This window comes from Nocardia australiensis (assembly GCF_020733705.1).
In the GTDB taxonomy this organism is placed as follows: domain Bacteria; phylum Actinomycetota; class Actinomycetes; order Mycobacteriales; family Mycobacteriaceae; genus Nocardia; species Nocardia australiensis.
On sequence record NZ_JAJFZM010000016.1, the window covers coordinates 348,026 to 374,429 of the forward strand.

A 26,404-nucleotide genomic window follows, 5' to 3' on the forward strand; every position below is an offset into this window, starting at 1 on the left:
GTGAGCGGATGGGTTATAGATAGGCCGAAAATGCGACATTAAACAATTCATCCGATATATTTCCATCTGTTGTCGACGTATATTTCTGCGCTCTGACGTGCGCTAGAAAAGCATCCGGGATATGCAGCTGGTATGTCTCCAGGTAGTAGATGGAATCAACGCGCCAGAACCACGCACCATCCGACACGAGTGATGGGGCACTTCTGATCCACTCCCGTTTTCCGATCATATCTACGGCGTCTTCCAAAACATCGAAAGTAGGCACCACGGATTTCATGTAGTCGATGATTTTCGGCCGGTCTTCGACGATCGAATCCGTATAGGAATCTGCGACCAATGGAAGATGCGCTCGATGATCCTGATACATATCTCGATAGATTCCGACGTCCTTCAAAGGTGGCACAGCATCCTCACTCTCGTCACGGGGTTTCACATCGTCCAATTCTGTCACCGCGGGTCCGTCGATGGCACTGCTGGCGGATCGTCGTCGTCTTCTTCCGTCCGCACCGTGGGATCGGGTAGCCCGCCTGGATAGCGATTAGGGTGCGCAGGTTGCGCGGGAAGATCATCGCCCATCATGTCCCAGCCGGTGAGGGACCCGGCATCGGCTGTGCCCGCAGTCTGTGGGGCGTCGCGCTCGCCGGGAGAATCAGGTATGCCACGGTCCCCGCCCGGATGGAAGGTCTGCCAGTTGCCAGCGCCGAGGACCACAGCAGGCGAGTCCGGCTGTTGACGGACGCCGACATTATTCGATGGCGCACGGACGGGTGCGCCCAGTTCGTCCGCGATTCGCTGAGCCCAGCCGATCTCGTTGCCGCTGTGGCAGGCAACCAATCTGACAGGAGTGCCGGGAATGTAATTGGGGTTGTTCTGGATCGCTTGTACGATCGCGCTCGGGTCGGACTCGTGTGCGTTGCCTGGTATCGGCCTGCCGAACATATTTCCATGAACCACGACGTCGTGTTCGCCCTCGTTTCTGAGGTTGTCGAATACGCGGTGGGTGGCGGGATCATCGCCGATCGCGGTCCGATCGGAACCATGCAGAACCGGGTGATCGCCGGTAGGAATCGAATCGGGGGTGGGTGATTCGCTGCCGATGTATTCAACTGGATGTGAATCATCGCTCGAAGGGCTTGTCGCATCGGGATGTGCCGGCGGTGCCGATGATTCGTACAGGTAGATACGGGTTACGCCGAAAAGGTTGGCGTTGGGGTCGTGCACAACTCCGCGTACTTCGAAACGCGAATTCCGGTCGAACAGGACTTCGTGTTCGTTCGGGCGGATAGAATACGGGGATATGTCTCTGCCGCTTGTGGAATGGATTACGAATTCCACATTTCCGGTGAAAATTCGTCTGCGGTCGGTGGATGTGCTCGTGAATGCCGACTCCGGCACGGTATGTCCCGGAATGTAGCGAGCGATTTCTTCGGGGCTGAGGTGGGCGCCGCGCCACACGGTTCCGACGTGTGGCGGAAGGGCGTGCAGGCCCGCCGATATGTTCGCCGCGAGGTCTTGTTGTTCGGCGTCGAGATCCCCGTCATCCCGTAGTTGCCGATTCAGGTCGGCGTATACATGCGCATCCGGGTCGGTATAGCGGCGCAGCGCCTCACGTTGTTCGGTGGTCAGCTCGGGGTACCGGTAGCTCGTCTCGTGATCACGCTCGATCCGAGGATGCATTTCGTCGACATCGTGCCGTTGAGAATCGTGCCGCTGAGACTGGTTCGAGCTTTCCGTCCGCGGCCCGTTCTCAGGGTGGTGGGGTTGTGCCTCTCCTGGGCGTGTTGTGGACTCAGTAGCCACGTGGGGTTGGGGCGTATCGGTATGCGGTGGGGTGTTGCCGTTGGCATGGGTCGGCTGGCCGCTGCCGTTGTGGCTCGGTGGAGGGGTATCGGAAGGTGGGCGGTGGGCCGTGCCTGCGTACGGCTCCGTTGCTGGTTGGCTGGGATTCGGTCGTCGACCATCGCCGTTGACGGCGGAATAGCGATCGCCAGTCGGATTTACGTGATGTGGAGATGCCTCCGTGGTAGATGGCGACGCCGTATCGCCGTGCCCGGTGCCATCGGAATCTGGGATGACTTCCGCTCGAATGTGGAACGTGGGTCTGCCAGTGGGATCCCAGCCGGTATGGGTTACGTCGATGACCCGGTATTCGGTATCGCGAGGCAAGATCAGCTCTCGCTGGTCCGGGTAGGCACTGCTGCGGCCCACCCAGAGTCCGTTGGTGCCAGCGGGAAGTTCCAGATCGAGTCGGTAGGCGAACGACTTGCCGTCGACCTGGGTGGGATTGCGGCCCAGCGAAGTCGACATATAGCCCCGGTCCAACTGGGTGCTGCCGTTGAGCAGCTGCGGGTCGCGATTTCCCAGTGGCTGGCCGTCTCTGGCGGTCAAGAACGAAATGTCGTGCATGCCGCGCAGCACCTGCACGGGTTCCGGGAGCGGCTGGTTCACGGCGGCGTCGAGCGCGTCGATTCGTCGGCTGAATGCGTCGGCTGTCGGTTCCTCGCCGAAATACCGGCGAACCTGATTCAGCCGCACATGGTTGTCCCACATCTGGTGCAGGCGTGCCGCGCTGTCGGGGTTGTTGAGTGCGTGTTGAATCCACGCGCGCTGTACGTCGGTCGCGGCGGGATTGTGCCACATGTGGTGGAGTTCTGCCGCGGTTCCCGGCATACGTCCACCGTTCAGTGGGGCGAGTGCGTGTACCCCGTGGCTTTCGTTGCGCAGATGGTCGAAGTATCGCCCCGCACTTGCGGCAGGATCCGCTCCACGCAGGAAGCCGTTGGGAAGTGACTGCACCGTGTACTGGTGAACAGCGTTCCTGAGATCCGAAGGCAAGTTTTGCAGCACCTGCCCGAGCCGATTCTCGCCGTAGCGCTCTCCAGCATCGTCACTCGGGAACCGGCGGTATCCGTCGTCGGTGACGTGGCCCTCGTTCGAAGGCTGACGACCAGCGTGGTCCGGAGAGTGCGGGTGGGTCGGAGTAGCAGCGCCGGGCGGAGTGCTGGCTGAGTGGCTGTGGGTGGGCTGTGCTGCGGGCAGAGCCGACTCGGGTGCACGGGTGTTGGTTGCTTCGGGAGCGGTCCGCGAGGCGGGGTGTGCTGTTCGGGGCGGGGTGCCGGGACTCGGGGGCTGCGCATGGTCGGTACCGCGAGGTGGTGTGGTTGTGCGGGGTGCTTCGGCGCTCCGGGGAGTTTCGCTGCGCGGGTTGGGGGTGTGGGTCGCGGTCGGCTGATTGCTGGTGAGCCACCAATCCGGGAGGCGGCTGGCGTTTCGGTGATAGTCGGGGACTTGATGGCTGTAGTGGGGTGGGGTGGCCGGGTCCGTGTGGCGCGGCGGCGCGGACGCATCCGGCGTTGTGCGGGTAGCAGGACGTTCGGCGTTCGGGTGATGAGTGGGCGCGGTGGGTTCGGGGGTACGTGGGCGTGATGCGGGTGTGGGGGTGTGTGGGTATGCCTCTGGTGTTGTCGGAGGGGTGGAATCTGGCCGCGGTGTTGTCGGTCGGGAAGTGTCCGAGCGCGCGGTGTCCGAACGGGGGGTGGTGGGTGTGTCCGGGCGGGTCGGCCGACCGGAATCAGTTCGCGTTGTGGGGGTTTCGGGGCGAGGGGGCGTCGATGATGTCGGAGTGCCGGTATTGGTCGTTTCGGGTGGTGTGGGGGTCGGTCGGTGGTTGCCGTCGGGAGTGGTGGTGCCGGAGGTGCTCGGGGCCGGGGTGCCTGTGGACGGGAGTGTCGCGGTCGACGTTTCGGTCGCGGTGCTGCTTCGCGACGGCGGAGTGGTTTCCGGATTGGTGGGTGCCGCGCCAGCGGTCGGCTCCGGATGGGCGGATTGCGATGTGGCAGTGGGGGGCTGGGTTGCGCTCGGCTGGTTGGGAGCGGCGTCGTGGCTTCCCGAAAGGGCGGGTTGTTGCGGTGATACGTCCGGTGTCGCCGGAGGGAGTGTGTCCTGGTGCGAAGTCCCTGGCTCCGTGGGAGTGCTTGTAGGGGGCTCGGGTGTGGATGTGGCCGGAGTTGCGGGCTGTGCGGAATCGACGGGGGGCAGGTCGAGGCTGGACTGTGGGTGAGATGTGGGGGTGGTGCCGGGGTGCGAGTCCTGCGCGGGTTGCGGGTCGTGGGTCGGCTGCCCGTCAGGTTGCGGTTGGGTGCCGGATTGCGGCGCGTCGGTGTGAGCTGGCGTGAGGTTACCCGGATCTGACGATAGAAAGGGCGAGTTATGTTGGGGTGCTTCGGTACTGGGCTCGGAATGCGGAGCGTTACCTGGGTCCGGGGTGTCGGTGGAATGCGAGGGAGGCGTGGCATCGGGATGCGTTGACGGAGCGCCGGATTCCACGTTCTGTGTCGGCGGGGTGCCATCCTGCGACGGCGGGTTGTGTTGCGTTGCATCGGGAGCTGCCGCCGGGTTGGTGGAATTGCCTTGGTCGCCCGGTGAGGCAGTAGGGCTCTGCTGTCCGCCTGTGTCGGCGGAGTGATCGGCACCGCTGTCGGTGGCGTCCGGTTGAGTGGCTGCCGGTGAGCTGTCCTCAGCGCCAGTGGGGTTGGTGGAGGTGTCGGGTTGGCGCGACGGCTGGTTGTTGTCGCCGTGCTGTTGACTGACGGAACCGTCGCCGTCGCCCGATCCGCCCTGGCCGAAGTTGGTACTGGCGGCACCTCCGACGGACGAGGTGAGGGTGGCGGCGTTGAATTCGAATTCGCCGCCGAGGGGAACGGTGGCCGCACTGCCTGCTACGGACCCAGCGACACCGGCTGCGGACTCGACACCGACCTCGGTGAGATGTCTACCCAGTTTGCTGCTTGCCTGGTCTGCGACGCCGGCGGCGGCTCCGCCGGTGCCGAGCCCACCGCCGACGGCGCCACCGATGGTGCCCGCCACGGAACCGATGCCGATGGCCTTCCAGTCGTCACCATCCAAGCCATCGCGGTTGCCCTGGCCGATCTGGATGAGTCGAGCGCCGAGGTCGACGCCGCCGGATTGCAGCAGTCCGAACACGGCGCCTTTGAGCGCGGCACGCGCGACCGCACGGGCGGTCATCCGGGCGATCATGCGTTGGATGAGTTGGCGGATCGCGATGCGGATGGCGGTTTGGGTGGCGGCACGGGCGGCGACTTCGGCGGCTGCGGCTGCGGGGGCACCGACACCAGTTGCGGCGGTCGCCAGTGCCCACAGCATCTGGGCGGCGAAAATGACGAGGGCGGCGATGATGACGTACTTGGTGTGTTCGATATCGGTCGCGCCCTCGTCGATGCTGGCCGCTTGTTGCTTCAGCCGTTCGATGAGCCCGGCGAGTCCGCCGTCTTCGCCGCCGATCTCTTTCCAGTAGTCGGCGAACGCGTCGTGGGTTTGGCCGGAAGACAGGGCGTTGAGAACGTCGCGGACGATGTTCTCGGCGTCGGCGTCGACGCTGTCCAGCGCGGTGGCCGCCGCTTCCCACGCGTCGCCGACCCGACGCATCGCGGTCTCGTCGCCTTCCGGCCAGTCACCAGCTCCCACAACATATTTCGCGACCCATTGCAGTTGGGTGGGGATCTCGATTCCCAAGAGATCAGGGAGCGATCGCGTTGGTTGCGGCCGCCTGGGCCTGGTTCTGGCTCTCGACGGTGTCGGCGATGGTGCGGACGTTGTCGCTCAGGCCGGTGAATGTGGTCGCGAGTCCGTTCAGGCCTGTCAGTGCTTCGTCGCTGCCAGGCGTGTAGTTTTTCGCGAACTGTTCTCCGGTTTCGTCGTGGCCCCAGCACTCGCCCTCGGCCTCTAGCACTCGGCGCAGTGCCGTCGCTGCATCGGTCACGGTTTGCGACACCTCCGCGAAACGCGGCTGGGTGGTACGCAGTGCTGCTGGATCGACGCTCAGTGTGCTCATCGGCGGTTCTCGAGGTAGGAGCGGTTCCGGTAGTACATGTCCTCGTCCTCATCGCTGGGCGGCGACCGATCCGGGTCCGGCGAATTCCGCTGACCGGTAGGCGTGGGCAGCATCGAGGCGACGAGGTCCTTGATACTGGGTGCTCCGGGTATCAGGTCGGACAGGTCCGGCATATCGTTGGCGATGTCACCGATCGGGCCGAAGACGCTCTGGGACTTCTCCGCGGCGGCCTGTGCCGCGGCTTGCGCGGCCTCGGCAATCGACCTGCCGAGTTTTTCCGGAGTCGACCGCTTGAAGGCCGCGGCTTCCACGTGCACCTCCAGCGGAATGCCCGCGACATTGCACACCACTCGGACCAGATTGTCTTCCGACCACGCCTCACCCGTGACGGCGGCGATCCGGGCCTGAGCATCGGCGAGCCCGCTGCGCTGCTGCTCGAACGCCGACAGCATCGAGTCGACCTGCTCCCGCAGCGCGTTGATGTGTGGCTGCGGATCATTCTGTGCGATGCCGTTCACCAGTTATCCCCTCCTTCGATACCGATCCGTCTCTGATATCGACGCAATAGGTTTCGGATCGGTTCCACGATTCGGGCGATTCCATCACCTGGGCGCGGCTCGAGCAAACCGGAGTCGAAGGGATGCGTGGTCACGTGCCAGGGGTACGGTTGTGCACTGGTATTCGCGGTCTGTTGTGGGCGTGCGGGTATCTCTCCCTATCCGTCCATAGCGTCCAGGAGTTTGTCCGCGTTGAATGTCGAACCCCCGATCCAGGCCAAGCTGCTGCAGCTCGCCGCTGTCGACGCCGAACTGACGCGGATTGCGCACCGGCGCACCGTGCTGCCCGAGCAGCAGGAGGTGGCGCGGCTCGAGGGGGAGCGTAATGGTCATAAGGACGCCGCGGTGGCGGTCGAGATCGTGCTCGACGATCTCGATCGCGATATCCGCAAACTGGAGGGCGAAGTCGAGGCCGTCCGCAAGCGTGAGGAACGCGATCGCGGGATGCTGACCTCGGGGTCGGTGGGCGCGAAACAGCTTTCGGAGTTGCAGCATGAGCTGGGCAGTTTGGAGCGGCGCCGCTCGGTGCTGGAGGACGAACTGCTCGAGGTGATGGAGCGTCGCGAGGCGTCCGCCGCCGACCACGAGCACGCAGGCGCCCGGCTGGACAAGACCGAGCAGGATTTGGCGGCTGCCCTGCGTCAGCGTGATGAGGCGCTCGCGGATCTCGATGTGGCGCAGGGCCGTTGCGATGGCGACCGCGCCGGGCTGGTCGGCGCGTTCCCGGCTGAGCTGTTGAGCATCTATGACCGGCAGCGCACCCAGAACGGGATAGGTGCGGCGTTGTTGCAGGCCCGTCGGTGTGGTGCGTGCCGGATCGAGCTGGACCGCGGTGAGATCGCCCGAATCGCGAAGGCCGAACCGAATGCGATCGTGCGTTGCCCGGAGTGCGGTGCGGTGCTGGTGCGCACCAAGGAATCGGGGCTGTAGGTCTGCGACCGTGTTTCGGCGCGGGCGATCGATATGACCATGGCAGGTCGAGGACAGCGAGGGACTGATGGCCGAGCGTGAGGTGATCGTCGAGGCGGACGGTGGTTCGCGGGGCAATCCGGGGCCTGCCGGTTACGGTGCGGTCGTTTTCGACGCCGATCATGCCCGGGTGCTCGCCGAACGGTTCGAGTTCATCGGTGTCGCCACCAATAACGTCGCCGAATATCGTGGGCTCATCGCGGGTTTGGCGGCGGCGGCGGAACTCGGCGCCCGGGTGGTGTCGGTGCGGATGGATTCCAAGCTGGTCGTCGAGCAGATGTCGGGGCGCTGGAAGGTCAAGCACGCGGCGATGATTCCGCTGGCGGATCAGGCGCGCAGGCTGGTGGCGGGATTCGACCGGGTGAGTTTCAGCTGGATTCCGCGCGCCCAGAATTCGCATGCCGATCGACTCGCCAATGCGGCGATGGATGACGCGACGATTGTGGGGGAGGTGCGAACCGCGCTCGAGGCCGAGTCGAATGCGCAACCCGCGCAGCGCACAACCCAGACCGCGCAGCAGACCGCACCCGGCTGGACCGGCGCCACCGGCCGTCCGACTCGTTTGCTGCTGCTGCGTCACGGCCAAACCGAGCTCTCAGTGCAGCGCCGCTATTCGGGTCGTGGCAATCCGCCACTCACCGAACTCGGTCGCGATCAGGCCGCTCGCGCGGCCAAGATGCTGGCGGCGAAGGGCGGTGTGTCGGCCGTGGTCAGCTCCCCGCTGGGCCGAGCCCGTGAAACCGCGGAGGCCGCGGCTGCCGCGCTGAATGTGCCGGTGCATGTGCTCGACGGGCTCATCGAGACCGATTTCGGTGACTGGGAGGGCTTGACGTTCCTGGAAGCGGCGCAACGTGATCCGCAGTTACACGCGCGGTGGCTGGGTGATCCGTCGGTGCCCGCGCCTGGCGGCGAGAGCTTCGATCAGGTGCGCGAACGGGTGGAGGCTGTGCGGCGGGATCTGGTCGCGATGTATCCGGGTGCGAATCTGGTAGCGGTCAGTCATGTGACCCCGATCAAGACGCTGTTGCAGTTGGCTCTCGGTGTCGGTCCGTCGCTGCTGTATCGCCTGCATCTGGACTTGGCGTCGCTGTCGATCGCCGAGTTCTATCCCGATGGAGGATCGTCGGTGCGGCTGGTGAACGACACCTCGTATCTGTAACGATCGGGCCGGTCCGTCGTGGCGGCTCGGTCGCGAGACGCGAATTATCGCTCATTCCAACGTAATCGGCCACAGTTCGCAATGGCTTGCGGCGAATCTCACTCGTTCGCGTTTCAAACCTCGATCTGGGAGTAAGGTTCGGGGCGGTCTGGCGCAGGGCATCCCGCCCCGACTGCCTGTTCGAGGATTATCTTCTTCATACAGTGCTGTCAAGGGGGGGATGTCGGCCAACGAGCAGCGTGGCTCGACGGCCGCTTCGAAAGGTGAGGCACCCCTGCGCTATCGAGTGGTTCGACGAGAGTGCAGGTTCGATGAGTAATCCGATCAAAGTTGTCGTTCTGGGAGCTGGCATCGGGGGACTCACTACTGCGGCGGCCTTACGGCACGCGGGTTTCGGCGTCGAACTATATGAGGCCGCGCCGGAGCTGCGCGCGCAAGGATTCGGACTTTCGGTGTCAGCCAACGGAATCACCGCACTGCGCACGCTTGGGCTCGGTATCGATGAAGAGCTGATCGAACGCGGCGGCAAGGTCGAGACCTTCCGGTTCTGCTATCCCGACGGCACGCCGCTTCGAGTGTTGCCGGTGCACCGCCAGGATGCCCGCCTCGGCGCTCCGAGCGTCGCACTGCACCGCAGTGATCTGCACTCGACGCTGTTGCGCGCCATCGGCGACACTCCGACCTACGCGGGCGCACAGGCGACTCGCTTCGTCGACGACGGTAAGCATGTGCGCGTCGAGTTCGCTGACGGCCGCGTCGCCGAGGGTGACCTGCTGATCGGCGCCGACGGCATCCACTCCACGGTGCGCGCCCAGTTGCACGGCCGCGCCGAGCCCCGCCCCGGTAACTTTGTGTGCTGGCTGGCCTGTATCCCGTTCGAGCATCCCGCCGTGCCGCGCGGCTTCTCGGCCCATTATTGGGGCACCGGAATGCGTTTCGGCATCCACGATATCGGCCACGGTCGCGTGTACTGGTGGGGTACGCAGACCATGCCGGACGCCGAGGCCGCGAACTGGCAAGGGGGCAAACAAGAGCTGCTGCGGCTTTACGCGAACTGGGCGCCCGAGGTGCGGGCGTGCATCGAGCAGACCGATGAAGCCGATATTTTGGCCGTGCCCGCCCAGGACCGCCCGGTGCTCGAACAATGGGGCCGCGGCCGTGTCACTCTACTCGGTGATGCCGCGCACCCCATGCTGCCAAGCCTCGGCCAGGGCGCCAACTCGGCCATCGAGGACGCCGTGGTGCTGGCGCACAGCTTGAAGACCTCGCTGGATCCCGTTGCGGGACTGCGCCGTTACGAGCAGGTGCGCGCGGCCCGGGCCGCGATGATGGTCAACGGGTCGTTGAATCTCGGGAAGGTCGAGCAGACCACGGACGCGCGGCTGATCAAGCTGCGTGACGCATACTTCCGGCACGCGCCCACCGAGTTCTTCCTTCGTGAGACAGCCAAACCCTTGGGTTTCCCGCCGCTGGACGGCCCGACCGCGCGGCTGCCACGACCGCTGTCGCCGATGGAGCGCTGGCACTGGATCGCCGATCAGCTTGCGCCACTGCATATCCTGGCCCGCGTGCGGGTGCGGGGTCGAATCACAGCCGAGCAGGTCAGGACCGGTCTGGACGAGGTGCAGCGGCGACACCCACTGCTAGGTGTCGCGGTGGCGGCCGAACCGGATGGCACCGCACCGCGATTCGTGCCGGTGACCAATCGGCCGATCCCGCTGCGGGTCGTCGAATCCGCCGAGCTCGAAGGCTGGCTCGGTGAGGTCGACGAGGTCGAACTGCGGGAGCCGTTCGACTGGCGCGAGGGGCCCCTCGCGCGTGCCGTGCTCATCAGCACGCCGGATGGCGAGACCAGCGATCTGGTCATCACCCTGCACTACGCGATCGCCGACGGCGAGAGCGCCATGTCGGTGTCGAAGCAGGTATTGCAGGTAGCCGCAGGTGAGAGCGCCGCGCTCGATCCGGCGCCGGTCCGCCCCGGCCCCGAGGAACTGTTCCCCCAGAAATTCCAGGGCGGCAGCGGCATCGGCCGCGCCGTGGGATCGCTACTGCGCGACCAGAAGTCGCAGCTGCGACGGGCGCGCAGGTTGGAGCCGACGGAACTGGCGCCGCCCGCACGGCGCCGCAGCCGAGTGGTGCACCGCACCCTCGACGGCGACCAGCTCGAAGCGCTCACCGCGGCATGCGCGCGCAACGGTGTCGGCCTGCAGGCGGCCCTCTCGGCCGCGCTGCTGGCCGGGGCGGCGCGGGAGGCACAGACGGTGACGCAGTCCTGGTACACGGTCGGCAGTTCGGTGAACTTCCGCTCGCATCTCGAAGGTGCGGTCGCCGATACCGAGGTCGGGACATACCAGGGCATGATCGCCACGCCGGCCAGGTACGCGCCGTGGTCCTCGTTGTGGCAGATCGCCACCGAAATCGAGCGCGAGTACGCCGATCGGATGAAGCGGCGCGATCATCTCGGCGCGCTGAACTTCTTGAAGCTCGCCGCACCGAAGTCGGTGTCCGCGAGCGCGGCCACGGTACAGCTGATGGACACCCGGGGTCCCGGCCACCTGTGCATGACCTACCTGGGTGATTATCCTTTCCCGGACAAGATCGGCTCCTGGCAGCTGTCGGGTGCCCAGTTCGTCTCCGGTATGTCGGTGAGCGGATTCATCATGGCCACCGCCAACGCGACGCACGGCGAACTGTCCTTCAACGTCGGTTATGTGGAGCCGGCGGTATCCCGCGAGCGGGCGGAGCGGCTCGCCGACGAAAGCGTGCGCGCGCTACTGGCCGCCATCTGACCGGCGCGATGCGTCCCTGAACCACGACGAGGACGGCATCAATGCTGATGCCGGTGTTTGTCGACCTCTGACAACTGGATAACTGGCGGTTACAGCTTTGCGTTTGCGAGTCATCAGGGTGGGCCCTAGGCAGATCTGCGCACGGTTTGTGCCGCGACCGTCGCGATAGGAGTGACTGTGACATCCGAAACCAGCGCAACCCCCGAAAGACCGTCCGAGGCTTGGCCCGTCAGCGCGTACCAGCGTGATGTGCTCGGCCTGGCTTTCCGGCTGGCACCTGATCCCGTCGCCCAGCAGACATACAGCTTCCGAATGGACGCGCCGCTGGATCTCCCACGGCTGCAAGCGTGCTGGCAGCGGGCCCTGATGAGTGACGACGCGCTGCGGCTGCGCTTCGAGCTTGCGGATGGGCAGTTCCGTCAGTGGGTGTCCGACGATATCCCCGAGGTGGAGGTATTCGACCTCACCGGCGAACCGGATCCGGTTGCCGCGGCACAGGAGTGGCTGTGGCGGGCAGTCGCCGACCCGGAGCTGCCCGGGCGCCCGGCGCGGCTGGCGGCAGTAGTGGATAGACCGGACCGGTTCTGGATGTTCCTCTCGGTACATCACGCGCTGGCCGACGGCTACGGTATGAACCCGCTGATCGCCCTGCTCAACGACAGTTACACCAAGTCCGACGGGGTTTCGCTCGAGGAGCTGGCCCAGCCGGAGCCACCCAATGAGTACACCGATCGTTCGGTCGACACCTATCGGGCGATCGCGGCCGAAGACCAGGCCTATCGCGAATCCGAGCAGTACACGCAGGACCGTGACGCCCTGCTCGCCGCATTGGACGGTGTTGAGCCCGCACTGTTCTCCGGACGTTCGGAACGCCCGAAAGTCGTTCGCGGACACCACAGCACGATGATTTCTGGTGAGTTCCTCCAGCGGATCAGGGACACCGGGTTCACGGTGTTCGCCTATACCACCGCGGCCGTGGCGGCCTATCTGACGGCGATCCACCATACCGACGAAGTGGTGATCGGGTGCCCGATGCTCAACCGGCACTCGGCCGAAACCTTCCGCACCGCCGGTCATCGCGCCAATGTCGTGCCGCTGCCGGTCCGGGTGGATCGCGAGGTGCCTCTCGCGCAGGTCGCGGCGGAGGTCACCCAGCAGATCCGGAATCTGAAGAAGCGCCAACGATTCCCGTACGGTGACCTGGCGCGCGCGCTCAACAGCGACCCGTCGGCACCGCCGCTGTATGACGTCCAGTACTCCTACACCAAGTTGCCGGACGCGGATTATGTGCACGACCTGCTCTCGAAATGGACGGTGCTGAATCCTGGCACGGTCTCCGACGCGCTGACCATCGTGGTTGCGGAGAATGGCCGGGACGGCTCGATCAACCTCCAGTTGTTCTACGACACCGACGTTTTCGACGATACGTTCACCATCGAATCGGCGCTGCGCAGTGTCGGTGAGCTGATCGTCGCGGCACTCGACCATCCCGAGACCGCAGTCGGTGCGCTGCCGCTGCTCTCGGCGCGGGCGCTCGCTGAGGTAGCCACGTTCGAAGCGGGCCCACGTGCCGAATTCCCGTACACCACCATCGACCGGCTCTTCAGCGAGCAGGCGGCCGCACACCCGGACCGGGTGGCGTTGATCCCTGCCGCCGACTCCGGGGACGAACCGCTGACATACGCCGAATTATCGGGTCGCGTCAATGGTTTCGCGGCCCGGCTGCACGAACTCGGCGCCAGCGGCAACGAATGCGTCCCGGTGGTGCTGGCCCGATCAACGGACATGCTGGTCGCGATCCTGGGCATCCTGCGCGCCGGGTGCGCCTACGTACCACTGGATCCCGACTATCCGGCCGCACGGATTCGGACGGTCCTATCCGATTGTGCCGCTCGATTCGTGGTCGCCGATCCACGTCATGCGCACGTGTATACCGAGCTGGGTGTCACACGGGTGCCGGTGACCGACACGGTGTCGGGTCGTGTCGTCGAAAACGTCTCGCACCCGGCCGATCTGAGCTATCTCATCTACACCTCGGGATCGACCGGTGTGCCCAAGGGCGTGATGGTCGAACATCGCTCGGTGGTCAACCGGTTGACCTGGATGCAGCGGCATTATCGACTGACCTCCGATGACGTCATCCTCCAGAAGACACCCGTCACCTTCGACGTCTCGGTGTGGGAGTTGTTCTGGTGGGCCATTACCGGCGCGCGGGTGGCGTTACTCGAGGCGGGTGGGGAACGTGACCCGCGCCGGATCGCTGCCGCCATCGAGGCCGACTGGGTGACCGTCGTGCATTTTGTGCCGTCCATGCTGGCCGCGCTGATCGATGAACTCGAAGCCGATCGCACCCTCTTGCCGCGCCTGGCCACCGTGCGCCGGGTGTTCTGCAGTGGTGAGGCGCTGCCGCCCGCGCTGGTCGACCGGTTCTACGCGGTCTACGCGGCGGCGCATGAGACCCCACCGCACCTGGTGAACCTGTACGGCCCCACCGAGGCCACCGTCGATGTGTCGTACTTCGATTGCGCGCAGGATGATTCGCGCGCCGTGGTGCCGATCGGCCGCCCGATCGACAATATCGACCTGCTGGTGCTGGACGCGGGTGGCCGGCGATTGCCGGTCGGCGTACCCGGTGAGCTCAATATCGCCGGTGTCGGCGTGGCTCGTGGATACCGTGGCAGCCCCGAGTTGACTGCGGCCGCCTTCGTCGACGATCGGACGGTGCTGGGCCGTCGCCGCTACCGCACCGGTGATATCGCGCGCTGGCTGCCCGACGGCACCCTCGAATACTTGGGCCGTTTCGACGATCAGGTGAAGATCCGCGGCAACCGTGTGACACTCGGCGAGGTCGAGAACGCGTTGCTCGGTTGCGCCGGAGTGCGTTCGGCCGCGGTCCTCGACGAGCCGTCCGCCACGCACGGCGTGCATCTGGTCGGATACTTCGTCGGCGACGAGGTCACCGGCGACGACATCGCCGAGCTTCTTGCTACCCGCCTGCCCCGCTATATGATCCCGGCGCGATTGGTGCGCGTCGATCGAATTCCGCTGACCCGCAATGGAAAGCTCGACCGGAAAGCCCTCACCAAGCAGGCCGCCGCGGAGCCGGTCGATGTCGCGGCCCACTCGGGGCCGAGTACCGCCGTCGAGGCCGAACTGGTCGCGGTCTGGAGCAGCGTGCTGCGCACCGAGTCCATCGGCGTGCACGACAACTTCTTCACCCATGGCGGCGATTCCATTCTCGCGCTGTCGGTACGCACTGCCGCCGAACGGGCCGGACTCTATTTCGATGTGGACGGCTTCTATGAGAACCCGACCATCGCCGAACTGGCACGTATCGTCACCGCCGCCCCGGACGGCTCGCGAATTCGCATCGGTTCCGCGCTGGAAACGGTGCCGTTGATCGACCGCGCGGTGCTGCATCAGGCCGAAGACGCGTTTCCGGCCACTGCGCTGCAACTGGGCATGCTGTATCACAGCATCGAACGTGCCGACTCGGTCACCTACAAGGACGTGTTCCGCTATCGGCTCGATATGCCCTGGGACGCAGCGCAATTCCGGGTGGCGTTCGATCGCTTGGTGGCGCGTCAGCCCGCGCTGCGCTCCGCATTCGACCTGAGCCGCTATTCGATTCCGCTGCAGATCGTCTACCGCACGGCTGATTACGAGCTGGACATCGTCGACTTGACCGCCGTCGATCCGGTACAGGCTGAGCAACAGGTCGAGTCCTACATCCAGGAGCGCAGGCACGCGCACTACGACATCGACCGCGCCCCACTGTATGTCGTACGGGTATACCTGCGGCCAGCGCTGGACGCCGATGCCGAACGAACCGTCGAAATCGTCCTCAGCTTCCATCACGCGATCCTCGACGGCTGGAGCGTCGCGACCTCGGTGCTGGAGCTGTTGGTCGACTACCTGCATCGGCTCGGGCTGGTCGAGACCGGCATCGACGACACCCCGTATTCGGCGACCGTGCTCGCCGAATATGCACAGGCTGAACAGGCTGCTGCCCAAGATGATTCGGCCCGCGACTACTGGCGCACCGCACTGGCGGGCGCGGACCCCACCGCATTGACCGCGCTCGGCGTCCACCAGGTCGCCGAGACTCACGCGCCCCAGGCGCGCGCGCTGGTGCCGCGCAGGCTCGCGCAGCGGGTGTCGGAATACGCGGCCCGAAACCAGCTGCCGGAGAAGGCCGTCTATCTTGCGGCGCACTGCCTGGCGCTGCGCACGGTCACCGGCCGCGCCGATGTCACCACCGGGGTCGTCAGCCACGGCAGGCCGGATCGGGCGGGTGCCGAACGCATAGCCGGACTGTTCCTCAATACGCTGCCGATGCGGTTGGACGACACCGTGACCACGTGGCGTGACGCGGTCGAACAGATCGCTCGCCGGGAGCGCGACGCCTACCCGCACCGCCGTTACCCACTGCGGTCGATACTGACCGACGGCGGTCCGGTATTCGAGACGGCGTTCAACTTCATCAACTATCACGTGTTCGCGCCGATCGTCGGCGCCGACGGAGTTCGGTTGAGCGACTTCGATGTTCGCGAGGACACCAATTTCCAGCTGCTGGTGACGGTGGCGAATGATCCGCGCGACAACCGGATGTGGGTGCGCGTCAATGGGGATCACACGCTGACCACCGCGCAGTGCCAGACCGTCGCGGCAACCCAGCTGCGGATGCTGGCGAGCATTGTGGGCGAACCGGATTCGGCCATCGATCACAGCACCGGACCGGCCACGACCCGCGACGTGGGTGCGTTGGTCACCGAGGCGGCGGCGTTGAATCCGGACACGATCGCGCTCGTCGGTGACGACCACATCGTCACCTATGGCGAGCTGATCGAGCGAAGCGATCGAATCATCCAGCAGCTCAGCGGCTTCGGTGTCAAACCAGGTGACCGGATCGGCATCATGATGGCGCGACGCCCGGAATCGGTGGAGCTGGTGCTCGCACTCGCCCGGATCGGTGCGGCCTGCGTGCCGTTGGATACCGGCTATCCGCGGGCCAGGCTCAACCTGATGATCGATCGGGCCCGTCCACAGCGGGTGATCGCCGACGCCGAATACGCCGACATCGTCGATGACACCGCGCTGGTGCTCGATACGGCCGCAGTGTTCGATGTCGATGTCGACTCTGGTCCGGAATTCACTGTGCCGGAACAGGTATCGCCGGATACGGTCGCGTACGTGCTGTTCACCTCGGGCTCGACCGGTGAACCCAAGGGGGTGGCCATGGCGCATCGTGGCCTGACCGCACTGGTGGATTGGCAGCTGCGCGCCCGGTCGGGCACCGGCCTGATCAGCACCCTACAGTTGGCGCCGCTGAGTTTCGACGTGTCGTTCCAGGAGATCTTCACGACGCTGGCCGCGGGTTCGACGCTGCGGGTGAGTTCGGTGGATTTGCGGTCCAACGTCGAGGATCTGCTGCGAACGGTTGTCGATGAGGACATCGAGCGTCTCTTTCTGCCCTATGTCGCTTTGCAGGCGTTCGCCGAGGCGGCGGTGGCGAGGCGCACCTTCCCGACCAGCCTGAAAGTGCTGGTTTCCTCCGGGGAACAACTGCGCATTACCGATGAGATTCGCGCGCTGTGCAAGGTGGTGCCGGGGCTGCTCCTGGAAAACCAGTACGGCCCCACCGAATCTCATGTCGCGACCAAGTACACATTGAGCGGTCCCGCCGACGATTTCCCGGCACTGCCCGCGATCGGACGCGCGGTCGACGGCGACACCGCCGAGTTGCTGGACACCGCACTGCGGGCCGTGCCCGACGGTGTGATCGGCGAAATCTACCTCGGTGGACGATCCATCGCGCGCGGCTACCAGGACCGGCCCGGACTGACCGCGCAGCGGTTCGTGGCCACCCACGGTGGCGCGATCGCATACCGCACCGGTGATCTCGGTGTGCGACTTGCCTCCGGCGACCTCGTTTATCTGGGCCGAAGTGATAGTCAGGTGAAGATTCGCGGGTTCCGGGTCGAGCCCGCGGAGGTGGAATTGTACATTCTCGGGCTGGTGGAAAGGTATCCCGCGATTGCCGAGGTGGCGGTGGTGACGCGTAGTTTCGGCGGCATCGATGGCGCGCTGATCGCATTCCTGGTCGGCGACCCCGAGCGCACGGATCTGGTAGCGTTGCGCCACGATCTGCGGGCGGTGCTGCCGTCGCATATGGTGCCGTCCCGCTTCACCTGGCTGGATGAACTGCCGCGCACCCCCAGTGGCAAACGCGACGACCGCGCCCTGCGTTCGGTCGTCGAGACCGCGACGGATTCCGCTGTCGCACAACGGGACCCGTCTGATGAGTACGAGCGATCGACAATGGAATTGCTGGCCGAATACGCGGGGTTGCGATCGATCGGGCTCGATGACGACTTCTTCGCCGCTGGCGGCACCTCCATCGGTGCCATGCGGGTGGTGATGGGATTGTCGCGGCGGTGGGGTATCGAGGTGGCACTCGATACTTTCATCGGCGCACCGACTGCCGCCGAACTCGCCGCGGTCCTGCGTTCCGGTAGCACCCACCGCACCTTCGACCCCTTGGTTCCGGTCAGCGACGGCACCAAGACGCCGTTGTTCCTTGTGCATCCGATCGGTGGAAATGTGCTGTGCTACTTGCTACTCGCCCGCTACCTGAGCCCCGGCAGGCCGGTATACGGATTGCAGGCGGCGGGCGCCGATTCGGGGAGCACGCCGGAGCACACGATCGAGGCGATGGCGCGGTCGTATCTGGCGGCGATCCGCCGGGTGTATCCCGACGGCCCGTATCACCTGGCGGGCTGGTCGTTCGGCGGCAATGTCGCGTTGGAGATGGCCCGCCAGCTGCCCGAGGACGAGGTGGCCAGCGTGACGCTGCTCGACACCATGGCGTTGCGGCGACAGCAGGATCGTCAACCGATCGCCGAAGAGCAGCTCATCCGCTGGTTCTTCCTCGAATTGCTCTGGTACGCACGTGGAAACGAGGCCGCGCTGGTCGATTTCGAACCCGACCTGCACGACACCGAGGAACTGTTCGACGCGGTGCTGACCGAGACGATCAAATCCGGGATCCTGCCTACCGAGAGTTCACCGCAGGCGGTCCGCAGGCTCTACGACGTATTCCACGCCAACTACACGGCGCTGCTCGAGTACGAACTGGCGCCCTACGAGCGCGACATCACCCTGCTGCGTGCCACCGAGGGACTGCCGCCCGGTGTCGACTTCGCGCATCAGGCGGTTGGCAGCATGTTCGACAGCGAGAACAATGGGTGGCGCCAGTACGCGGGCCGTCGATTCACTCAGGTCGAAGTGCCGGGCGATCACTTGCACATGATGACCGAGCCGCATGTCCAGACGGTCGCCGAACGACTCGACGCGGCCCTGTCGGCCGCGGATCAGGCACTCGGCGCCGAGATGCTCGACGCCTGAAGGCGCGGACCGCCAGCGCAAATATTCACCGGGAGGTCACAGTTGTCGCCGCCGCGAGCCCGCGCAGGGCTCCGGCGGTGAATTCATCGAGTGGATAGAACAATTCGATCGCGAGCTCCGAGAGCGTGACATCGGCGGGTGCACCGAAGGTGGCCATGGTGCTGAACATCCGCAGCTCGCCGAGCGGTGTCCTGATCCGCAACGGCACCTCGAACGGACTCGGCTGCGCCGTATCGTCATCCGGCCCATCCGGCGGGTCAGGCAGTCGCGGGTAGTCGCAGACCTCGTCATACAGCGCGCGCAACTGCGGGTCACCGCTGGCACTGGCCTGCTCGGCCAGCCGCTGCAGAAACAGCGCACGCACCTGGGTGAGATTGGCCAGCCGCGCCGAGAGCCCCTCCGGATGCAGCACGAGACGGTACACATTCGGCCGAGGTAGCAGCAGATGCTCCGGAATGCCGTCCATCATCCACCCCAAGGCCGTGTTGCCGGCGACCACATTCCACAGTCGATCGACGACAACCGCCGGATAAGGTTCATGCGCGGCCAGCATCGTGTCCAATGCCGAACGGACCGAGGCGAGACCCGCGTCGTCCAGGCTGCTCTCCCGGTAGGCGGGCGCGTAGTCGGCGGCCAGTAACAACGTATTGCGTTCGCGCAGTGGGACATCCATGGCCTCGCACAATCGCAGCACCATGGCCCGGCTCGGCTTGGACCGCCCTGTCTCCACGTAGGACACATGCCGCGTCGAGGTGTCGGCCCGCAGCGCCAGATCGAGCTGGCTGAGCCTGCGCCGCTGCCGCCAATCCCGCAGCAGGCCACCGACCCGCGACCGGTTGTTCGCCAAAGTTTCCGCTACCCGAATTTCCGCCACCTGAGCAGGCTAATCAGCGGTGCGCAGCGTGACCATGACCTCAGAGGTTATTGAGACCCTTACCTCGTGGCCGCATCGTTGATCGCGTGAACCGGCCCGGCTCACCGAAACGACCCGCAGGAGCCGTACATGAGCACGTCAACCCTTGCCGCCAACCCCGTCCTCGACACCGACCACCTGCGCACCGCGCTGCGCATAGACGGCTGGAGCACCGGTGTCTTCGGCGTCGTCATGCTGGCGGGCGCGGCGGCCTTGCGTGACCCGCTCGGACTGCCGACGGCCTGGTCGATCCCTTTCGGTGTGGGCATGCTCGGCGGTGCGCTCGCGCTGCTGCTCATCGCGGGCTACCCGGCGATCGCGCGTCGGCAGGCGACCGCCGTCGTCGCCGTCAACGCGCTCTCGGCGGTCGGCATGGCGGCGCTCGCGTTTTCCGGCCTGATCGATCTCACCGGTCTCGGTATTGTGTTCATGCTCATCGGGGCGACCGTCGTCGCGGGTTTCGCGTGCCTGGAGTACGCGGGTTTGCGCCGAGCGGACCGTTACACGTAGCCGGACCGGCGCCACCTCCTGACCGCGTTCCTCCAGATCGACACTCGGATGGCAAGCTGAAATCCATGAGTGTCCATGACGAATCGGACGACGCTCGGCATCCGATTCGGTTCCTGATGCTGGTTACGGTGTTGTCGCTGCCGTTCTTCGTGCTGGGTGCGGTGTTCGGGAGCCTGCGGGTGGGCGCTATGGAATTGCCCGCCAGCGCGGCGATGTTCGTGCTGCCGGTGCTTGCGGCGGCGATCCTCACCTATCGGGACAGTGGTTGGGGCGGCACCGTTCGGCTATTGCGCCGGATCGGCGACTATTCGGCGGCGCCGCGCAAGTTCTGGTACTTGGTCGCACTGCTCATCCCGGCGGTGGTCGCACTCGTGTCACACGGGATCGCGCGCATGTCGGGGCAGGTCGGGTCGACACTGCCTATATCACCGGCAGCGTTGCCCGTGATCGTGCTCGCCGCTCTATTCGCCGCGGGCTGTGAGGAATTGGGCTGGACCGGCTACGCAACCGACCCCATGCAGCAACGATGGGGGCCGGCCCGAACCGGCCTCATCCTCGGAACCTTCTGGGCCGTATGGCATTTGATCCCCCTGCTCCAGGTCGACCACGGCATCGGCTGGATCGCAGGCTGGTTCGCGGGCACCGTCGCCGCCCGCGTGCTCATCGTGTGGCTGCACAACCACACCGGTCATGGCATTCTCGCCGCAATAGTCATGCACGCCATGCTCAACGTGACCGCCGCCCTGACACCGGACTACAGCAAGGCAATCAGCACGGTGCTCGCCGGATTACTCATGTCCGCGATAGCTCTTGCTGTTCTGGTACAGACCTCGCGCCGTATTCCGAATGAACAGGTCGCGTCACAGCATCATTCGCCAGAAGCCGGTAGCCGCTAACCGCAGGACATCCCTGCGCAATCCGCGAGGTCACTCCGACGCGAGCGAGCCTTGACGTCGCCGCGCCTGCTCGTCGGCATCGCCGGCGAGCGCGATGACCATCTCACTTTCCAGTCACGAACAACAGCCTGGTGCCCATCCATCGCAGCCAGTCGTGTTCCGTCCACTGCGAAGCTACCTCGAGTGTCGAGGCGAAGGTGCCGGGCGCTGAACCCGCGAGAGCGTCGAGCCGGACGTCTCGCGCCACCGTCCACTCGTTCTCACCCAACCGGCGAACAATCATTCGACCATGGTGCGCGGTCGTCCAGGCGTGCGCAATGATCATCCGTCCAGGCCGCCGTCACGTGGCGATCGTGGCGTGGCCGCCGAGTCGGGTTTCGAGTTTGGTGAGGAACCGGGCGAAGTGGGGGTCGGAGTCGGGTATTGGGAATTTGTCGATGTCCCACCAGTGGCCCTCGCTGAATTCGGTTGGGTCCAGGGAGTATTCGCGGATGCGGTCGCCCCGAATGACGTACCAGAGGCTGACGTCCTCATGGCCGCTGTGCGTTCCGACCGTGGTGGTCACCGTGAGCAGCAACGGTTTGGGTCCGACGACGGTGAACTCCGGGGTGATACCGAGTTCCTCGGTCGCTTCACGCCCTGCGGCATCGAGGGGGTGCTCGCCGGGGGAGATGTGCCCACCGGTCGGTAGCCACAGGTCCGCGAGCAGGTGCCGTCCGAGGAAGACGGTGCGCGCGTCCGGATCGACCAGTACCACGTAGGACACCAGATGCCGAGGTGGCGTATCGGGTTTGACGCGACGGAACACATCATCGGTCGATTCGAGCCAGGCCAGCGTCGCGCCGATGTGCTCTCGCTCGAGCGAATCCAATGGTGCTATTGCACGCACGATATCGGCCACGACGGCCGTCGCCTGGTTCATGGCACGCGACTCTAGCCGCGGCCACCGACACATCGAGGCTGCGCTCGACCATCGAATCTGTCCGGCACACCGTGCTGCCGGGATCGAGGCGGCCGCCATCATCTCGACCCCGGGCTCGATTATGGGTGTGGCACCCTATGGGCGCAGCACCGAGACCAGGAATTCGGTCTGGTCGTAGACGGCCAGCTCGAAATGGTCGTCGAAGTAGACATCGAAATGGCCTACGGGGTAGCGCTTCACGACCGCGTGCTTGGTGCGTTCGGCGGCACGCAGGGTCGGCTTGGCGGGGGCGATCGAATCGTTATCGGCGATGACGTACATCACCGGCATTTTGAGCGACTTGGCCCTGCGTCCAGGGGAGTCGAACAGTGTCGAGAACGCAACTCGGGCAGCCACTCTCGGCTCGTAGCTTTCGCTTTCATCGGCGAGCCTGCCGTAACCTTCGGGCACATCGGCCGCGCTCATCAGCGCGGCCGAACGCTTGCGCCCCGCAAGCCGAATCCGCACCGGTTTGCGGCGCAACGGGCCGACGAGCAGGTCGGTGGCGGCGATGGTCGCCACCTTCGTCATGCTGGTCGGGCCCTTCGCCCAGGCCGAGGCCCAGCCACTGGTGAAGGGAACCTGCGCGACGACCGCGGCGATGTAGTCGTCGTCGGGTGCGACCGCCAGTACGTGTCCGCCGCCGAAAGAGGTGCCCCACAGCGCGATTCGGGTCGCGTCGATGCCGCGCAGGGTACGCGCGTAGGAGATCGCGGCGCGCCAGTCCTCGCGCTGGCGGGCAATGTGCAGCAGCTGGCGCGGCGAACCCTGGCTGGCCCCGAAATGCCGGTAATCGAACACCAGCACGGCCATTCCGGCGGCGGCGAACCGGCGTGCGTACCTATCCAATCCCATTTCCCGATTGGCCCCCATTCCGTGCCCCATCACGATCAGCGGGCGGGGCTTGGGGACGCCGTCGGGCGGGTACAGCCAGGCGGCGCAATGCTCGCTGCCCGACGGAAAACTGACCTCGACACGTTCCATGGCACATAACCGTAGCCGCCGCCTCGCCACCCGTCGCGCGGGCCGCTGTACCCTGTACGGGCGGACGAGTTGGCCGGACGGCCGCGGCGATGGGAACGGGCACGCGAGTGCCGCCGCCCACCGCCGAGGAAAGTCCGGACTCCACAGAGCAGGGCGGTTGCTAACGGCAACCCGGGGTGACCCGCGGGACAGTGCCACAGAAAACAGACTGCCGACGCGGCTCGAGCTTTTTTCGAGTGTGTCGGTGAGGGTGAAACGGTGCGGTAAGAGCGCACCAGCGCCCCGGGTGACCGGGGCGGCTAGGTAAACCCCGCCCGGAGCAAGGTCAAAGGTCGCATCGCTTGCGGTGCGGCTGCGCAGGTGTTCGAGGGTTGCTCGCCCGAGCCTGCGGGTGGACCGCTCGAGGCACCCGGCAACGGTGTGTCCAGATGGATGGTCGTCACCCGGTGCGAACCGGGGACAGGATCCGGCTTACAGGTCAACTCGTCCGCCCCGCCGACCCGGATCGGGTTGTGGTCGAAGGGAATTCGGCGGTGGAGCTGGCGCTTTTTCGCGAGCGGCAGCCCACCGACTTGATCTCAGCAGAGCAATTTGGTCATCTGGTAGATCGCCTGCGCCTCTTCCTTGCTTGCCTCGACCGACCCGGACTGGGTTCGCTTGATGATGTTCTGCACGACATCGTCCTCGGACTTACCGCCCTTGATGTCCTTGCAGGTGTCCACCAGGATGTCGCGGATTTTGGTGTCGTCCTTGCCGTCGGCGAGCTTGGGGAAGGCGCTACGGAAGCTGACGACGAAGGTGCCCGTCTTGATGTCGTCGAGGCCGGGGATGGCGGCCGAAGACGTTGCGGCGCTTGCCGATGTCGATCCGGCGGCGCTGCTCGCGGCGTCGTCGTTGCAGCCGGCGAGCAGCAGCGTGAAGAGGGTGGCGCTGGCCGCGATGGCGGCGGAAGTTCTTTGCACGGGCGGGATGCTAGTGGTAGTTGGCGAACGTCGCCTTCCGTGTGGTTAACGGAAGGCGACGACGACCGCGGGTGCCGCGGTGAGATCAGACCGGCGCGACCATGAAGACCTGCGCCCAGTACGCGGCCTGGTCCGGGCCGATCAATGGCATCAGGTAATCGAAAAGCAGCGTTGACATGTGTGCGTAACTCCCAATGGTCGACGTACGGAGACACTTCAGAATGTGCGGGAAGATCGAACCCCGCTACGCCCGGGAACCCTAGCAGTGACCCGTGTAGGGGATGGGTGTCGGCGTGTCAGGTATGGCGATTCGGCGTGGGCTGGCCTAGAACGTGAGAGAGGTCATAGAGTGGTCGCCGTTGGCACGACCCGGTGCAGGGTCATTCATTCTCCGATTGCGGAAGCAGGTCTCAACTCTATGCGGGTAGTTCGTTCACTGGTCGCCGGTGCCTTGATCGCCGGGGCAGCATCGGTTTTCGCAGTGCTTGGTGCCGGGTCCGCGAGTGCGGTCGCGGTGACTCCGTTGGCGGGCGGGGTGCAGGTCGACCTCAACTCCGTCGACACGGTTTGGGTACACCAGAGCCACATCGGGCAGGCGATCGCAGGCCTGCCGCATCCGTCCGCGGCCTCATTCGGTCAGGCGTTGGACGCGACGGCCGCCGTCTCGTCGAACGTTCCGGGTGGGCGGGTCACCTTCACCATGTACGGACCGATCAATCAATTGAACGGCACCATGCTGGCGCTGCAGTAGAGCCTGACAGCGAAAGCGTGGAACTTCACCAGCGGATCGTCTCGGCGCCGGTCGATTTCGGCGCCATCCGATCCGAGTTCGGATTGGCCTCGGCGTATCCCGCCGAGGCCGTCTCGGAAGCCCGCGTCGCGCTCGACGCGTTCGCGGGCAACCGCACTGATCGCACCGATATCCCGTTCGTGACGATCGATCCGCCCGGCGCCATGGATCTCGACCAGGCGCTGCATCTGGAGCGCACCGATTCCGGCTTCACTCTGCACTACGCGATCGCCGATGTCGGCGCCGTGATCAATCCCGGTGGTGCCCTCGCCGAAGCGGCGGGCGCCCGGGGACAGACCTTCTACCTGCCCGATGGCACCGTGCCGCTGCACCCGCCGGTCCTGTCGGAGAACACCGCGAGCCTGCTGCCCGACCAGGCCAGGCCTGCCGCGTTGTGGACCGTCGAACTCGACGAAAACGCCGAACCACAACGATTCTCGGTGGTGCGCGCCATGATTCGGTCCCGCGCCCGACTGGACTACGCGGGTGTGCAGGCCGACGCCGACGCGGGCCGGTTACATCCTGCGATCGCAGCCCTGCCGGAATTCGGTACGCGGCGCATCGAGGCGGGACTTGCCCGTGGCGCGATCGGGCTGCGGCTACCGGCCCAGAGCGTGGTCGGCGACGACCGGACCGACGGGCATTGGCGGCTGGTGCTGGAGCCGCGCACCGCCGTCGACGACTGGAACGAACAGGTATCGCTGCTAACCGGGATGTGCGCGGCGCGCATCATGCTCGACGGGGTGACGCCGTCAGGGGAGCGGGTCGCGCTGCTGCGGACCATGCCGCCGCCCGTCGAATCGGCGATAGATTCCATGCGCAGGACGGCGGCGGCGCTGGGCATCGTGTGGCCCGTGGACGTATCGGTCGGCCGGATGCTCGCCGGGCTCGACCCGAATACTCCCGCCGCGCTGGTGCTGATGTCGGAGGCCACCGGGTTGCTGCGCGGGGCCGGGTACACGGTGTTGGCCGGTACGGAGTCGCACCGGCCCGAGCCAGTGCGGGGGCAGCCGAATGATGCACGCCCGGGCTTCGGGCAACCGGATACTGGCGAGACCTCGCAGTCCGATTCGGGCGCAGGGGCGGCCGAAGACGGGCAGCCGAACGGGGGCAAGCCGACGCAGAGCCTGCCGCAGTCGGATGGGCAGCACACCCAGTCGTCGAATAGCCTGCAGCACAGCGCGATCGGCGCACCGTACGCGCACGTCACCGCTCCGCTGCGTCGACTATCCGACCGGTTCACGACCGAAATATGTCTGGCCCTGTGCGCCGGAACCGAAGTGCCGCAATGGGTTCGCGACGGACTGCCATCCGCCGCCGAGACCATGCGCCGCACCGACGCTACCGCGAACAAGGTGGAACGAGCCTGTATCGACCTCACAGAGGCGACACTGCTGGCCGAGCGCATCGGCGCGGAATTCGACGCGGTGGTCATCCGCGAGGCGAACGGAAACCGCACCGCCGAAGTATTCATCGCGGACCCACCGGTGGTCGGAAGATGCGAAGGTGCACCCTCTGAAGGCGCCAAGGTGCGAGTTCGTCTGCAATCCGCCGACCCTGCCACCCGCAAGATCGCCTTCGCCTACCCAGCCTGATTCCCGCGCCCGGTGGGACAGCTCTGCGCGAGTCTCGATTCGGCACACCGTCACGTCCGGT

At 65.7% G+C, this 26,404-nt stretch carries 17 protein-coding genes and 1 other RNA gene; 9 read left to right on the forward strand and 9 right to left on the reverse strand.

Annotated features, from left to right (window positions below; genetic code table 11):
* Nucleotides 1-13: 13 nt before the first annotated feature.
* The 4 genes from LKE06_RS29025 to LKE06_RS29040 are packed head-to-tail and all read right to left on the reverse strand — an operon-like array spanning nucleotide 14 to nucleotide 6,369.
* On the reverse strand, nucleotides 14-451 hold the full coding sequence (locus tag LKE06_RS29025; protein ID WP_228002516.1) for a hypothetical protein: 438 nt from the start codon (nucleotides 449-451) through the stop codon (nucleotides 14-16).
* Entirely contained in the window at nucleotides 448-5,532 is a 5,085-nt protein-coding gene (locus LKE06_RS29030) for an ADP-ribosyltransferase (RefSeq protein ID WP_228002517.1), read from the reverse strand. The genes LKE06_RS29025 and LKE06_RS29030 overlap by 4 nt, the downstream gene beginning before the upstream one ends.
* A gap of 4 nt (nucleotides 5,533-5,536) precedes the next feature.
* On the reverse strand, nucleotides 5,537-5,851 hold the full coding sequence (locus LKE06_RS29035) for a WXG100 family type VII secretion target (protein ID WP_228002518.1): 315 nt from the start codon (nucleotides 5,849-5,851) through the stop codon (nucleotides 5,537-5,539).
* On the reverse strand, nucleotides 5,848-6,369 hold the full coding sequence (locus tag LKE06_RS29040) for a YbaB/EbfC family nucleoid-associated protein (protein ID WP_228002519.1): 522 nt from the start codon (nucleotides 6,367-6,369) through the stop codon (nucleotides 5,848-5,850). The genes LKE06_RS29035 and LKE06_RS29040 overlap by 4 nt, the downstream gene beginning before the upstream one ends.
* A 231-nt stretch (nucleotides 6,370-6,600) precedes the next feature.
* Between LKE06_RS29040 and LKE06_RS29045 the strand changes: the two genes are divergently transcribed.
* The 4 genes from LKE06_RS29045 to LKE06_RS29060 all read left to right on the forward strand — a co-directional run bounded on the left by LKE06_RS29045 (nucleotide 6,601) and on the right by LKE06_RS29060 (nucleotide 18,732).
* Entirely contained in the window at nucleotides 6,601-7,338 is a 738-nt protein-coding gene (locus tag LKE06_RS29045) for a zinc ribbon domain-containing protein (RefSeq protein ID WP_228002521.1), read from the forward strand.
* Nucleotides 7,339-7,405: 67 nt separating this feature from the next.
* Complete coding sequence (locus LKE06_RS29050; RefSeq protein WP_228002522.1) at nucleotides 7,406-8,536, forward strand: bifunctional RNase H/acid phosphatase; 1,131 nt, start codon at nucleotides 7,406-7,408, stop codon at nucleotides 8,534-8,536.
* 311 nt (nucleotides 8,537-8,847) lie between these two features.
* Complete coding sequence (locus LKE06_RS29055; RefSeq protein ID WP_228002524.1) at nucleotides 8,848-11,325, forward strand: FAD-dependent monooxygenase; 2,478 nt, start codon at nucleotides 8,848-8,850, stop codon at nucleotides 11,323-11,325.
* Nucleotides 11,326-11,502: 177 nt separating this feature from the next.
* Complete coding sequence (locus LKE06_RS29060; protein ID WP_228002531.1) at nucleotides 11,503-18,732, forward strand: non-ribosomal peptide synthetase; 7,230 nt, start codon at nucleotides 11,503-11,505, stop codon at nucleotides 18,730-18,732.
* 25 nt (nucleotides 18,733-18,757) lie between these two features.
* On the opposite strand, the gene LKE06_RS29065 is transcribed toward LKE06_RS29060, so the two are convergent.
* Nucleotides 18,758-19,606 carry a helix-turn-helix domain-containing protein gene (locus tag LKE06_RS29065; RefSeq protein WP_228002533.1) on the reverse strand — a complete coding sequence of 283 codons (849 nt, stop codon included), beginning with the start codon at nucleotides 19,604-19,606 and terminating at the stop codon, nucleotides 18,758-18,760.
* 129 nt (nucleotides 19,607-19,735) lie between these two features.
* Here LKE06_RS29065 and LKE06_RS29070 point away from each other — a divergent pair, with 129 nt between their 5' ends.
* The gene (locus LKE06_RS29070; protein ID WP_228002535.1) at nucleotides 19,736-20,155 is read left to right on the forward strand and encodes a hypothetical protein; all 420 of its coding nucleotides are present in this window, start codon (nucleotides 19,736-19,738) and stop codon (nucleotides 20,153-20,155) included.
* A 65-nt stretch (nucleotides 20,156-20,220) separates the two neighbouring features.
* Nucleotides 20,221-21,051, forward strand: coding sequence for a CPBP family intramembrane glutamic endopeptidase (locus tag LKE06_RS29075; RefSeq protein WP_228002536.1), 831 nt, complete (start codon nucleotides 20,221-20,223; stop codon nucleotides 21,049-21,051).
* A gap of 103 nt (nucleotides 21,052-21,154) precedes the next feature.
* Here the strand turns inward: LKE06_RS29075 and LKE06_RS29080 are convergent, their stop codons facing one another.
* The 3 genes from LKE06_RS29080 to LKE06_RS29090 form a co-directional block, all read right to left on the reverse strand.
* Nucleotides 21,155-21,334, reverse strand: coding sequence for a hypothetical protein (locus LKE06_RS29080; protein WP_228002538.1), 180 nt, complete (start codon nucleotides 21,332-21,334; stop codon nucleotides 21,155-21,157).
* A 57-nt stretch (nucleotides 21,335-21,391) separates the two neighbouring features.
* Nucleotides 21,392-21,973, reverse strand: coding sequence for an NUDIX domain-containing protein (locus tag LKE06_RS29085; protein ID WP_228002540.1), 582 nt, complete (start codon nucleotides 21,971-21,973; stop codon nucleotides 21,392-21,394).
* Nucleotides 21,974-22,108: 135 nt separating this feature from the next.
* Complete coding sequence (locus LKE06_RS29090) at nucleotides 22,109-22,996, reverse strand: alpha/beta hydrolase (protein WP_228002541.1); 888 nt, start codon at nucleotides 22,994-22,996, stop codon at nucleotides 22,109-22,111.
* Nucleotides 22,997-23,061: 65 nt separating this feature from the next.
* Here LKE06_RS29090 and rnpB point away from each other — a divergent pair.
* Nucleotides 23,062-23,486: RNase P RNA component class A (rnpB, locus tag LKE06_RS29095), an RNA gene on the forward strand.
* A gap of 88 nt (nucleotides 23,487-23,574) precedes the next feature.
* On the opposite strand, the gene LKE06_RS29100 is transcribed toward rnpB, so the two are convergent.
* Nucleotides 23,575-23,958, reverse strand: coding sequence for a hypothetical protein (locus LKE06_RS29100; protein WP_228002543.1), 384 nt, complete (start codon nucleotides 23,956-23,958; stop codon nucleotides 23,575-23,577).
* A gap of 418 nt (nucleotides 23,959-24,376) precedes the next feature.
* On the opposite strand from LKE06_RS29100, the gene LKE06_RS29105 reads away from it, so the two are divergent.
* Entirely contained in the window at nucleotides 24,377-24,709 is a 333-nt protein-coding gene (locus LKE06_RS29105; RefSeq protein WP_228002545.1) for a hypothetical protein, read from the forward strand.
* A 17-nt stretch (nucleotides 24,710-24,726) separates the two neighbouring features.
* A complete protein-coding gene (locus LKE06_RS29110) occupies nucleotides 24,727-26,343 on the forward strand; it encodes an RNB domain-containing ribonuclease (protein WP_228002547.1) in 1,617 nt (538 codons plus the stop codon).
* The last annotated feature ends 61 nt before the right edge of the window (nucleotides 26,344-26,404 follow it).